Consider the following 13039-nt stretch of genomic DNA (forward strand, 5'->3'; position numbering starts at 1 on the left):
TCCAGTTTCTTGAACGAATCGTGCCGCAGGCCGCGCCACGCGGCCGGGCGCGACCGCGGGACATGCGCGAGTTGACAACCACACGCCCCCGATGAAACCTGCACCCGACAGGCAGGCTTCGGGGAGGGGCATGGCGAAACGGTCTTCCGGCGCGGTGGTCGGCGTGGATGTCGGCGGCACCTTTACCGACCTGATCGCGCTTGACCAGGCAACGGGACGGGTGCGGCTGGCCAAGGTGCCCACCACCCCGGACAACCAGGCCTTCGGGGTGATGGAGGCCCTGCGGGCGGCGGGCTGCGACCTGCGCGGGCTGGATCTGATCGTGCATGGCACGACGACCACCACCAATGCCGTTCTCGAACGCAAGCTGGCGAAAACCGGCCTGATCACCACCAGCGGCTTTCGCGACGTGCTGGAGCTCGGCCGGCGCACCCGCCCCCGCCCCTACGGGATGACCGGCACCTTCACCCCGCTGATCCCGCGCGACCTGCGGCTGGAGGTGCCCGAGCGGATGGACTGCGACGGGCAGGTGGTCGAGCCCCTGGACGAAGCGGCCCTTCGGGCAGCGGGGAAACGTCTGCTGAGGGCCGGCTGCGAGGCGGTGGTGGTGCATTTCCTGCACGCCTATGCCAACCCGGCGCACGAATTGCGCGCGTCGGAAATCCTGCGCGAATTCTGGCCCAACGACTACATCACCATGGGGCATGCGCTGCTGTCGGAAAGTCGCGAATTCGAACGCGGGGTGACCGCGGCGGCGAATGCGGCGGTGCAACCGCTGCTGGACCGCTACATCCGCCGGCTGGTTGCCGAACTGCGCCGGTCGGGACATGACGGCGAGCTTCTGGTGATGAACGGCAATGGCGGGATGGTGTCGTCGTCGCGGGTGGCCGAAGAGGCGGTCAAGACGGTGATGTCGGGGCCGGCCTCGGGAGTGATGGCGGCGGCCTTCACCGGGCGGCGCGCCGGGTATTGCGACCTCATCACCTACGACATGGGGGGCACCTCGACCGATGTGGCGCTGATCCGCGGCGCCCAGCCCAGCGTTTCCAACGAGATCGAGATCGAATACGCCATGCCCATCCATGTGCCGATGGTGAATGTGCACACCGTGGGCGCGGGCGGAGGTTCGGTCGCGCGGGTCAATGCCTCGGGGCTGCTGGAGGTGGGGCCGGAAAGCGCCGGCGCCGATCCGGGGCCGATCTGCTACGGGCGCGGCGGGCGGCGCCCCACCATTTCCGATGCGAACCTGATCCTGGGGCGGCTGGATCCGGGGCGGATCCGCACGGTGGGGGGCGGGGTGACGGTGGCGCAGGTGAAGGATGTCTTCGCTCGCGAGCTGGGCGCACCGCTGGGGCTGGACGCAGAAGCGGCGGCGGCGGCGGTGATCCGGGTGGCCAATCTGAAGATGGCCGGGGCGATTCGGATGGTCTCGATCGCGCAGGGCGCGGATCCGCGCGATTTCGCGCTGTTCGCCTTCGGGGGGGCGGGGCCGCTGCATGCCTGTGCGCTGGCCCGCGAGCTGGGCATTCCGCGGGTTCTGGTGCCCGCGCGCCCCGGCATCACCAATGCCATCGGCTGCGTGGTGGCCGATCTGCGGCATGATTTCGTCAACACGGTCAACAGGCCGCTGGATGCTCTGGACGAGGGGCAGCTGCAAGCGGTCTTTGCCGCGCAGGCGGCCGAGGGCGAGGCATTGATCGCGCGCGAGCGGATCGGGATCCGCGAGATCCGGCATCTTTACAGCGTGGACATGCAGTTCGTGGGGCAGACGCATCTGCTGCGGGTGCCGCTGGAGCGCCCGGATGTGGACCGGGCCGGGCTGCGGGCCCTGTTCGAGGCGGCCTATTTCGACCGCTTCCGGGTGGAGCTGTCGGAGATCCGGGCCAATGTGGTGAACGTCAACACCTCGGTCATCGGGGTTCGGGACGAGCTGGATCTTTCGGCGTTGATCGATCCGGCGGAGCGGCGGGCGACGCCCGAGGCGGCCCTTTCGGGGCGGCGGGCGGTATTTTTCGACGGGGCATGGCACGACACCCCGGTCTACTGGCGCGACTTTCTGCCCGGGCAGTTCAGCATTTCGGGGCCGGCCATCGTGGAGCAGATGGACAGCACGATTCTGATCGAGCCCGGCGACCGGGCCGACGGCGATCGGGAGGGGAATATCCTGATCGAGATCGGAGGGGCAGGATGATGGCGCCCGGGGACAGGGGGGCGCTGCCCCCCTCGGCCCTTGCGGGCCTCACCCCCCGGAGTATTTGGGGCAAGAGGAAGAAGCCGCACAGGTGCGGGAGGCGGTGGCATGGCGCTTGATCCGGTTACGCTGACCGTCATTCAGGCGGGGTTGCAGCAGGTCTGCGACGAGATGGATCTGAGCTTTTCGAGGGCCGCGTTTTCGCCCGTGATCGCCGAGGCCAATGATCGTTCGGACGGGATCTATTCGGCCGAGGACGGAGCCTTGATTGCGCAGGGGGAGGGCGGGCTGCCGGTCTTCGTGGGCACGATGCAGCATTCGACGCGCATCCTTGTCGAGATGATCCGCGAGGGGCGGGCTGCCGCGCCGCAGCCCGATGACATCTATATCGTCAATGATCCTTATCTTGGCGGCACGCATCTGATGGATGTGCGCTTTGCCCGACCCTTCTGGCGGAAGGGGGAAATCTTCTGCTGGCTGTCCAATACCGGTCACTGGCCCGATACCGGGGGCATGGTGCCGGGGGGGTTTTCGGCCAGCGCCACGGCGGTGGAGCAGGAGGGACTGCGGCTGCCCCCCGTCCGGCTGTTCAAGGGGGGGGAGCTGGACGCAGAGATCATGGCGATCATTTCCTCCAACATCCGCGTGGCCGAGCAGCGCATCGGCGATGTCAAGGCGCAGGCGGCGGCTCTGCTGGTGGGGGAGCGGCGTCTGCATGCGCTGCTGGATCGTTACGGCGACGACACGGTGCGGGAGGCCATTGCCGAGCTGCGTCGCCGGGCGGCTGTGCAGATGCGGGCCTTCATCGCCGAGATCCCCGAGGGCAGCTATCGCGCCACGGCCTGGGTGGACAGCGACGGGGTGGTGAATGAACCGCTGGCGATCCGGCAGACCGTGACCAGGGCGGGCGAGGATCTGGTGTTCGATTTCTCGGGCTCTTCGCCGCCCTGTGCCGGGCCGATGAATTCGGTCCGGGCAACCACGCTGAGTTCGGTCTATCTGGCCATGCGCCACATCTTTCCCGAGGTTCCGATCAGCGCCGGCGCCTTCGAGCCGCTGCGCGTGCGGGGGATCGAGGGCACTTTTCTGGATGCACGCTATCCGCGGCCTGTGTCGGGCTGTGCGGCCGAGGTCAGCCAGCGCATTGCCGAGGCCGTGTTTGCCGCTCTGGTCGAGGCCCTGCCCGACCGGGTGACGGCCGCGCCTGCCGGCACCTCGGGCAATTTCGCGCTGGGCGGGCACGACCCGGCGCGGGGGCGCGATTATGTGATGTATCAGATCTCGGGGGGCGGCTATGGCGGTAATGCCCACCATGACGGGCTGTCGAACGGCTGTTCCACCATCGGCATCTCGAAGGCGCCGCCCGTGGAGATCATGGAGCAGCAGTTTCCCGTGCTTTACCGCCGCTATGCGCTGCGCGAGGGATCGGGCGGCGCCGGGCGGCATCGGGGCGGGTTCGGGCTGGATTACGAGGTGGAGCTGCGCCGGGGCACGGCACGGGCGAGTTTCGTCATGGATCACGGGCGGTTCGGGCCCCAGGGGGCGCTGGGCGGGAAGGAAGGCGCGCCCAACCGGGTGACGGTGTGGCGTTCGGGAAAGGCGCATGTGCCGGAACATCTGTCCAAGGAACAGGACATCCCCCTGCAGGCGGGCGACAGGGTGCATGTGCAGACGCCGGGCGGTGGCGGCTATGGCGACCCGTTCCAGCGCGACCCACAGGCGGTGCTGCAGGATGTGCGGCTGGAGCGCTACAGCCGGACGCAGGCGCGCGAACTGTTCGGCGTGGTCGTCATCGGCGACCCGCCGCGGCTGGATGCGGATGAAACGGCGCGGATCCGGGCCCGCCGCGGCGATGCCTGAGCCTCAGCCGAGGATACCCGGCAGCTTCAGCCCGTGCTCGCGGGCGCAATCGACGGCGATGTCGTAACCTGCATCCGCGTGGCGCATGACCCCGGTGGCGGGGTCGTTCCACAGCACCCGCGCGATCCGTTCGTCGGCGGCGCGGCTTCCGTCGCAGCAGATCACCATGCCGGCGTGCTGGGAAAAGCCCATCCCGACCCCCCCGCCATGATGCAGGCTGACCCAGGTTGCACCGCTGGCGGTATTCAGCAGCGCATTGAGCAGCGGCCAGTCGGAAACCGCGTCCGAGCCGTCCTTCATCGCCTCGGTTTCGCGGTTGGGGCTGGCAACCGATCCGGAATCGAGGTGGTCGCGTCCGATCACCACCGGCGCCTTCAGTTCGCCGGTGCGCACCATCTCGTTGAAGGCCAGCCCCGCCTTGTGTCTCTCGCCCAGTCCGATCCAGCAGATCCGCGCCGGCAGCCCCTGGAAGGCGATGCGCTCGCGCGCCATGCCCAGCCATTGGTGCAGATGAGCGTTGTCGGGGAAAAGCTCCTTCATCTTCTCGTCGGTGCGCCAGATGTCCTCGGGGTCGCCCGAGAGCGCGCACCAGCGGAACGGTCCCACCCCGCGGCAGAACAGCGGGCGGATGCAGGCCGGGACGAAGCCGGGAAAGGCGAATGCGTCCTCCAGACCCTCGTCCTTCGCCATCTGGCGAATGTTGTTGCCGTAATCCAGCGTCGGAACACCCGCGTTCCAGAAATCGACCATCGCGGCGACGTGAACCTTCATGCTGGCCCGCGCCGCGGCCTCAACCGCCCGCGGGCCGCTTTCGCGCCTTGCGCGCCACTCGCCCAGGGTCCAGCCCTGCGGCAGGTAGCCGTTGATCGGGTCGTGGGCGCTGGTCTGGTCGGTGACGAGATCGGGGCGCGGGCCGCCCGCGCGCATCCGCCGCACCAGTTCGGGAAAGATGTCGGCCGCGTTGCCCAGAAGGCCCACCGACCTGGCCTCGCCGGCTGCCGTCCAGCGGTCGATCATTGCCAGCGCCTCGTCCAGCGTATCGGCCTTCTCGTCCAGGTACCGGGTGCGCAGGCGGGAATCGATCCGGTCGGGATCGCATTCCACCGCCAGGCAGCAGGCCCCGGCCATCACCGCAGCCAGCGGCTGCGCCCCGCCCATGCCGCCAAGACCGGCAGTCAGGATCCATTTCCCGCGCAGTTCGCCCCCGTAATGCTGCCGGCCGACCTCGGCAAAGGTTTCATAGGTGCCCTGAACGATGCCCTGCGTGCCGATATAGATCCACGATCCCGCGGTCATCTGGCCGTACATCATCAGCCCCTTGCGGTCGAGTTCGTTGAAATGATCCCAGTTCGCCCAGTGCGGCACCAGGTTGGAGTTCGCGATCAGCACGCGAGGCGCGTTTTCATGGGTCCGAAACACGCCCACAGGCCGACCTGACTGCACCAGAAGCGTCTCGTCGGCCTCGAGATCGACGAGAGAGGCGACGATCCGGTCGAAATCCTCCCAGCTGCGGGCGGCGCGGCCGATTCCGCCGTAGACGACAAGTTCGTGCGGATTTTCAGCCACTTCCGGGTGAAGATTGTTCATCAGCATCCGCAACGGCGCCTCGGTCAGCCAGCTTTTGGCGACGAGTTCGGTCCCGGTGGGCGGGAAAATGTCGCGCGTGTTGTGACGGTTGAGGATCATTTCAGGACTCCGGTTTCAGCAATGGACAGCAAGGCATTGAGGATGATGGACAAATGGCCGCGTAGCCGCTCGGCGCGCCGTGCGTTCCATTGCCGATCCTCGGCCTCGTTCATGTAGGCCGACTGCGCCAGTTCCATCTGGATCGCGTGGATTCCCGCGTCCGGGCAGCCATGGTGTCGCGTGGTCCAGCCCCCGCGAAAGCGGCCGTTGAGAACGCAGGTGAAGCCGTCGGCGGAACGGCAGATTTCTTCCACGCATTTTTCCACAGACTGATGGCAACTTGTGGACAAATTTGTGCCAATATTGAAGTCAGGCAAAATTTTATCGAACAAATAGGGAATACGTGATCGTATTGAGTGACAATCGTAAAGTATTGCAAATCCGTGAATCGCCTTCACACGGGCGATCTCTGTGGACAAGGCCGCGTGGTAGGGGGTGTGAAACCGCGCGGTGCGGGCGGCGATTTCATCTGCATCGGGTGCCCGGCCGTCCCGGTAGATCGGATTTCCGTCGAAATCGGTCATCGGGCACAGATCGGTCGTGTTCTGCCCCGGATAAAGGCTCTTGCCGTCCGGCGGGCGGTTCACGTCCACCACATACCTGTGGATATCCGTGTGGACGATCGTAACATCGTCAACCAACCCCCTGTAAAGCCGATCGACGTACCAGTCGGTATCCGCAAGCCGTTTTCCGGTGTCGTTGAGCCGCGCGAAGATCTCGGGCGGCATCTCGGTCCCGCTATGCGGAAAGGCCAGGATGAGCGGGCTTTCACCCCGTTCGATCGAAATCATGCCACGGCCTCCACCAATGCGCCGCCACGCACCAGGTCTGCCGCCCGCGCGATATCGGGGGCAAGGCAGCGGTCGCGGTCAAGCGGAGCCACCTCCTGCCGCAGCCGGGCGATGACCCGGCGCAACGGCGCAGAGGTCTTCAACGGCGCGCGGGCCTCGATCCCGGCGGCCGCACACAGCGCCTCGACCCCGAGGATCACCGAAAGGTTCCGTGCCATCCGCCGCAACCGGTACGCCCCGTGCGCGGCCATGCTCACATGATCCTCCTGATTGGCCGAGGTCGGCGTGCTGTCGGTCACGCAGGGGTTGGCAAGGTGCCTGTTCTCGCACATCAACGCGGCGGTGGTCACCTCGGCGATCATGAAGCCCGAGTTCAGCCCCGGATCGGGGGTCAGGAAGGGCGGCAGATCGTGGCTAAGCGCGGGATCGACCATGAGCGCCACCCGGCGCTGCGCAATGGCGCCGATCTCGGCCAGCGCCAACGCAATCTGATCGGCGGCGAAACCCACCGGCTCGGCATGGAAATTGCCGCCCGACACGATCCGCCCCTGCCCCGCCAGAACCAGCGGGTTGTCGGTGACGGCATTGGCCTCGATCTCGAGCGTGCGGGCGGCCATGTCGTTCACGTCCCTTGCCGCGCCCACGACCTGCGGCTGACAGCGGATGCAGTAGGGATCCTGCACCCGGGCATCGCCGTCGCGGTGGCTTTCGCGGATTTCGCTGCCCGCCATCAGCGCCCGCATCCGCGCGGCCACCTCGATCTGACCGGCATGGCCCCGCAGCGCGTGGATTTCGGCAGCCAGCGGCGCGGTCGATCCCATGATCGCATCGGTGCTCATCGCCGCGATGACGGTGGAGTTCTCTACCGCGCGCCGGGCCTCGAACAGCCCGACCAGCGCGCAGGCGGTGGAAAACTGGGTCCCGTTGATGAGCGCCAGGCCCTCTTTCGGCCCCGGCGCCACGGGGTCAAGCCCTGCCCGCTCCAGCGCCGCCGCGCCGGGCATCACCTCGCCGCCGAACTCGGCCTCGCCCGCTCCGATCATCACCGCCGCCATATGTGCCAGCGGCGCCAGGTCCCCCGACGCCCCGACCGAACCCTGATGCGGCACCACCGGCGTCACGCCGCGCGCCAGCATGGCCTCGATCAGCGCGCAGATCTCCCACCGCACGCCCGAGGCCCCGCGCCCCAGCGACAGCAGCTTCAGCACCATCATCAGCCGGGTGGTCGCACGCTCCAACGCCTCGCCCACGCCACAGCAATGGGACAGGATCAGGTTTTCCTGGAGCTTTGCCGTGTCCGCCGGGGCGATCTTGCGGCTGGCCAGCTTGCCGAAGCCGGTGTTGACACCATAGACCGGCGCTTCGCCCGCAGCCGCCCGTGCCACCTGCGCGGCTGAGGCCTCGACACCCGGTCGCACCGCCGGATCCAGCGTGACGGCCAGTTCCTCGCGCCAGATGCGTTCCAGTCGGGCCAGCGTCTCGGCCCCCGGTGTCACGATCATCCCTCCCCTCCGAAAATTCGCCGGTTGAGCGGATTGAAACCGATACGATAGGCAAGCTCCGCCGGTTCCCCGACATCCCAGACCGCCAGGTCCGCCCGCATTCCCGGCGCGACCGAGCCGGCATCCCGCAGCCCGAGCGCCCTTGCCGCGTGACAGGTCACGCCGGCCAGCGCCTCGGCCGGTGTCAGCCCGAACAGCGTGCAGCCCATGTTCATGGCCAGCAACAGCGATGTCATCGGCGAAGAGCCGGGATTGCAATCGGTGGCCAGCGCCATCGCCACCCCATGGGCACGAAACGCGGCAACCGGAGGCCGCCGTGTTTCGCGCAAGGTATAGAAGGCACCGGGCAGCAACACGGCAACGGTCCCCGCGGCGGCCATGGCGCGGGCATCGGCCTCGGTCGCGTATTCGAGGTGATCGGCCGACAACGCCCCGTATCGCGCCGCAAGGGCCGCCCCGCCCAGATGCGACAGCTGCTCGGCATGAAGCTTCACCGGCAGGCCCAGTTCGCGTGCAAGCTCGAACACCCGCGCGATCTGGTCTGGCGGGAAGGCCATCCCCTCGCAGAACCCGTCCACCGCATCCACGAGTCCCTCGGCATGGGCCGCACGCAAGCCGGGCAGGCAAACCTCGTCGATATAGGCTCCGGCACGGCCATCATGATCCGGAGGGATCGCGTGCGCGCCAAGAAAGCTGTTTAAAATCCGTATATTACGCCATTTTTCCAGAGCCCGCGCCGCGCGCAGCATCCGCAGCTCGGTATCAAGGTCGAGGCCGTAGCCCGACTTGACCTCGACCACCGCCGCCCCTTCGGCGATCAGCGCATCCAGGCGCGGCAGAGCCGCCTCGACCAGCTCTTCGTCGCTGGCCGCGCGCGTGGCCCGGACGGTGGACAGGATCCCGCCGCCCGCGCGGGCAATCTCTTCATATCCGACCCCCTGAAGCCGCATCTCGAATTCGCCCGCTCGATTCCCGGCGAAGACGAGGTGGGTGTGGCAATCGATCAGGGCGGGTGTGAGCAACCGCCCGCCCAGGCTCTCGTGCGGCAGGGCGCGGAAGGCCGGCGGAACCGCCTCGCCCACATGCGCGATCCGGCCGCCCCGGATCACCACACAGCCCGATCGGATCAGCCCATAGCCGCCCTGCGGCGGCATCGTCGCAATCCGTGCATCGGTCAGAACCCGATCGGTCATGGCTTTGGCCTTGTTAAACTGCACTTGTTTCTTTTATGTATAGACATAATAGAGTCGTCAAGAGCAATTCCATGACCGTTATTCACGCCGAAACCGCCCTGCTTCCGTCCGGCTGGGTCGAGAATGTCGAAGTCACCATTGCTGGCGATGGCCGGATCGCCTCGGTGAGCGGGGCACGCGCCGGCAGGCACGCCGACCACCGCACCGGCTTGCTGCTGCCCGCCCCCGCGAATGTTCACTCCCATGCCTTCCAGCGCGCGATGGCGGGGCTGGCGGAACGGCGCGGGAAGGCAGGCGAGGATAGCTTCTGGACGTGGCGAGCGCTCATGTTCCGGTTTCTGGAACGGCTGACGCCGGAAGACATCGAAGCCCTCGCCGCGCAGGTGCAGATGGAGATGCTGGAGGCGGGTTTCGCTGCGGTCGGGGAATTCCACTACCTGCATCACCAGCCCGACGGCACCCCCTATTCCGACCTTGCCGAAACAGGCGCGCGCATCTGCGCCGCAGCCCGCGAAACCGGGATCGGCCTGACCCTGCTGCCGGTGCTCTACCAGCGCGGCGGCGCCGATGGCCGCCCCCTGGGCTCCGGCCAGAGACGGTTCGGGAACATGCTCGAACGGTTCCTGACCCTGCATGACGCGACGGCCCGCCACCTCGCCGCCCTGCCCGACGACTGCCGCCTCGGCGCCGCGCCGCATTCGCTGCGCGCGGTGGCGCCCGAAGCGCTGGCCGAAATCGCCCGCGCCACCACCGGCCCGCTCCACATGCACCTGGCCGAACAGCAGGCCGAAGTGGACGAGATCCGGGCTGCATACGGCGCGCGCCCGGTCCGGTACCTCCTCGACACCCAGCCCCCCGACGGGCGCTGGTGCCTCGTCCACTGCACCCGGATGACAGCCGCCGAAACCCGCGCACTGGCCGCGACGGGCGCGATAGCGGGGCTGTGCCCGATCACCGAAGCCTCGCTGGGAGACGGCATCTTCGACGGCGCGCGATGGCTGGAACAGGGCGGCGCGATCGGTATAGGCTCGGATTCCAACATCCGAATCAACCTTTCCGAGGAGCTTCGCCTGCTCGAATATTCCCAGAGATTGCGCGACCGCAGACGCGCGGTGCTGGCCGAACCCGGCGGGTCCACCGGCCGACGCCTGTTCGATGCCGCCTGCGCGGGCGGTGCACGGGCGCTGGGGCGCGACGGCGGGACAATCGCGCCGGGGCGGCGCGCCGACCTGCTGGCGCTGGATGCGACCCACCCCGACCTGGCCGGGCGCCACGGCGATTCGCTCCTCGACACGTGGATATTCGCCACCGGCGACCGACTGGTGCGCGATGTCTGGTCGGCAGGCCGGCACGTGGTCCGCGATGGCCGCCACGTCGCCCGCGACCGCATCACCGCCCGCTGGCGTGTCACCCTCTCCCGCCTGGCCGAGGCGCTCTGATGGCCCTGGGCTGGCAGGATGTCCAGGCCGAGGCGCTGCGCCGCATCCGCAGCCGCGAGTGGGCCCCGGGAGAGCAGATCCCCAACGAGGCCGACCTGGCCCGCGAACTGGGCTGCGCCCGGGCCACCGTGAACCGCGCCCTGCGCGCCCTGGCCGAGGCCGGATGGCTCGAACGCCGCCGCAAGGCCGGCACCCGCGTCGCCCCCGCCCCGCTGCGACGGGCCCAGGTGGCTATTCCGCTGATCCGCAAGGAGATCGAAAACCGCGGACAGACCGCCTCCCACGCGGTCATCGACCGAAACCGCCCGCCCCTGCCACCCCCGATCCGGGCGGCGCTGGGACTGCCGGCCACGGCGCCGGTCGAACGGGTCCGAACGCTCTACCTGGCCGACGGCCGCCCCTTCGCCTGCGAGGACCGCTGGGTGCATCTCGCCGCCGTGCCGGATTTCGCCGATGCCCCGCTGGACCGCATCGATCCCAACGAATGGCTGGTCCGCAACGCACCATTCGATCACGGCACGCTCGACTACTGCGCCGCCCCCGCAACTGCCGAGGATGCCCGGCACCTGTCCTGCGAAACGGGCGCCGCGATCATGGTCCTGACCCGCACCACCTTCGGCCCCGCCGCCCCGGTGACACATGTGCGGCTGGCCTATGCGCCCGGCTATCACCTGCGGCTCGAGATCTGAAGCAACGCACGGGGGGAAGAGCACACCGCGCCCCTTTCCCCTTGCCGGAAATACTCCCGCCGGAGGCACGCCGCCACGGGCGGCGTCCGGGCGGCCTCAGGCCCCCTCGAAAGCGCAAAGGGCATGAACCTCCATGCCCATTGCCTCCAGCTTCTTCCGCCCGCCCAGATCCGGCAGATCGATGATGAAGGCGCAGCCCACGATCTCGCCGCCCAGCCGCTCAATCAGCCGGATGCCCGCCTCGGCGGTGCCGCCAGTGGCCAGCAGATCGTCCACCAGCAGGATCTTCTCGCCCGGCTGAATGGCGTCGTCATGGATCTCCACGATCGCCTCGCCATATTCCAGCTTGTAGTCTTGGCTGATGGTGGTGCCGGGCAGCTTGCCCTTCTTGCGGACCGGAACAAAGCCGGTGGCCAACTGGTGGGCGATGGCGCCGCCAAGAATGAAACCGCGCGCCTCCAGCCCTACCACCTTGTCGATGCGTTCACCCGCATAGGGGTGCAGCATCTGGTCGACGGCCATGCGAAACCCCCGCGCATCGGCAAACAGCGTGGTCACATCGCGGAACATGATTCCTTCATGCGGGAAATCGACAATGGTGCGGATATAATCCTTGACCGTGCGGTTGCGGGGCATGGGGATTGTCCTTCTGCTGTCCGGGCTTTCGGGCGATGCGGCGGCGGTTTGGCCCAGCTGGCGCTGCGAATCAAGGCCCAATGGTCGGCAGATCGCGCAACCGGCGGCACAGTGTCGCAAGCGCCTCAGCGGAAATCTTCGGGTTCCAAGGTGCGGCCGGGCCGGGGTCTGTTCAAGTTCACAGCACCCGCCCTGCCACGGCGTCGAGCTTTGCCACCAGCGCAGGGTCGCGTTTTTCCGGCGCGGTCAGTATGGCGTGATCCAGCGCCCGGTCGCAGCCATGCGGACAGGGCGCGCGCGCCCCCCCCAGCAGCGCCGGCAAGCGCGCGGCCATCGCCTGGCCCTTGTCGGCATTGCCCATGAGAATCGCGATGATGTCGGAAATGTCCACCTCGCCGTGATGGGGATGCCAGCTGTCGTAATCGGTGACCATGGCGACCGAGGCATAGCACAACTCGGCCTCGCGGGCGAGCTTGGCCTCGGGCATGTTGGTCATGCCGATCACATCCGCGCCCCAGTGTTCGCGATACATCCGCGATTCGGCGAGCGTCGAGAACTGCGGTCCCTCCATCGCCAGGTAGGTGCCGCCGCGATGCACGGTGATGCCGGCCGCGCGCGCCGCTGCCTCGCAGGCGTCGCCCAGGCGCGGACAGGTGGGGTTGGCCACGCTCACATGGGCCACGCAGCCACTGCCGAAGAAGCTCTTGGGCCGGGCGAAGGTGCGGTCGATGAACTGGTCCACGATGACGAAATCGCCCGGCGCCATTTCCTCGCGGAACGACCCGCAGGCCGAGACGCTGACCACGTCGGTCACGCCCAGCCGCTTCAGCGCATCGATATTGGCTCGATAGGGCACGTCCGAGGGGGAATGGACATGCCCGCGCCCGTGCCGGGGCAGAAAGGCCATCTCCACCCCCTCCAGCCGCCCGGTCAGGATCGCGTCCGACGGCGCCCCCCAGGGGGTGTCCACGGCGGTCCATTCCGCGCCTTCCAGTCCGTCGATTTCATAAATCCCCGATCCGCCGATCACGCCGATTTTCCTGTTCATGCCT

The 13039-nt window shown here is 68.0% G+C and carries 10 protein-coding genes; 4 read left to right on the forward strand and 6 right to left on the reverse strand.

The window, feature by feature from the left end:
- Window positions 1-130 precede the first annotated feature (130 nt).
- Complete coding sequence (locus tag ACZ5CM_RS12985) at window positions 131-2191, forward strand: hydantoinase/oxoprolinase family protein (RefSeq protein WP_464639192.1); 2061 nt, start codon at window positions 131-133, stop codon at window positions 2189-2191.
- Window positions 2192-2299: 108 nt separating this feature from the next.
- Window positions 2300-4051 (forward strand): hydantoinase B/oxoprolinase family protein, encoded by a 1752-nt coding sequence (locus ACZ5CM_RS12990; RefSeq protein ID WP_464639193.1) that lies wholly within the window; start codon window positions 2300-2302, stop codon window positions 4049-4051.
- A gap of 3 nt (window positions 4052-4054) precedes the next feature.
- Here the strand turns inward: ACZ5CM_RS12990 and hutU are convergent, their stop codons facing one another.
- Genes hutU through hutI form a run of 4 tightly spaced genes read right to left on the reverse strand, consistent with a single transcriptional unit; the run spans window position 4055 to window position 9223 of the window.
- On the reverse strand, window positions 4055-5737 hold the full coding sequence (gene hutU / locus ACZ5CM_RS12995) for a urocanate hydratase (protein WP_464639194.1): 1683 nt from the start codon (window positions 5735-5737) through the stop codon (window positions 4055-4057).
- Entirely contained in the window at window positions 5734-6528 is a 795-nt protein-coding gene (gene hutG, locus ACZ5CM_RS13000; RefSeq protein WP_464639195.1) for an N-formylglutamate deformylase, read from the reverse strand. Before hutG ends, hutU begins: the two co-directional genes overlap by 4 nt.
- Entirely contained in the window at window positions 6525-8030 is a 1506-nt protein-coding gene (gene hutH / locus ACZ5CM_RS13005; RefSeq protein ID WP_464639196.1) for a histidine ammonia-lyase, read from the reverse strand. The genes hutG and hutH overlap by 4 nt, the downstream gene beginning before the upstream one ends.
- Entirely contained in the window at window positions 8027-9223 is a 1197-nt protein-coding gene (gene hutI / locus ACZ5CM_RS13010) for an imidazolonepropionase (RefSeq protein ID WP_464639197.1), read from the reverse strand. The genes hutH and hutI overlap by 4 nt, the downstream gene beginning before the upstream one ends.
- A gap of 71 nt (window positions 9224-9294) precedes the next feature.
- Between hutI and ACZ5CM_RS13015 the strand changes: the two genes are divergently transcribed.
- Both ACZ5CM_RS13015 and ACZ5CM_RS13020 read left to right on the forward strand, forming a co-directional pair.
- Window positions 9295-10662: a formimidoylglutamate deiminase gene (locus ACZ5CM_RS13015; protein WP_464639198.1), complete on the forward strand. Its 1368-nt coding sequence runs from the start codon at window positions 9295-9297 to the stop codon at window positions 10660-10662.
- Window positions 10662-11351 (forward strand): GntR family transcriptional regulator, encoded by a 690-nt coding sequence (locus tag ACZ5CM_RS13020; RefSeq protein ID WP_464639199.1) that lies wholly within the window; start codon window positions 10662-10664, stop codon window positions 11349-11351. Before ACZ5CM_RS13015 ends, ACZ5CM_RS13020 begins: the two co-directional genes overlap by 1 nt.
- Window positions 11352-11447: 96 nt before the next feature.
- On the opposite strand, the gene ACZ5CM_RS13025 is transcribed toward ACZ5CM_RS13020, so the two are convergent.
- Together ACZ5CM_RS13025 and ACZ5CM_RS13030 are read right to left on the reverse strand one after the other, a co-directional pair.
- Window positions 11448-11987, reverse strand: coding sequence for an adenine phosphoribosyltransferase (locus tag ACZ5CM_RS13025; RefSeq protein WP_464639200.1), 540 nt, complete (start codon window positions 11985-11987; stop codon window positions 11448-11450).
- A gap of 178 nt (window positions 11988-12165) precedes the next feature.
- A complete protein-coding gene (locus ACZ5CM_RS13030; protein WP_464639201.1) occupies window positions 12166-13035 on the reverse strand; it encodes an S-methyl-5'-thioadenosine phosphorylase in 870 nt (289 codons plus the stop codon).
- Window positions 13036-13039: the final 4 nt, after the last annotated feature.

Source organism: Piezobacter thermophilus, assembly GCF_055386745.1.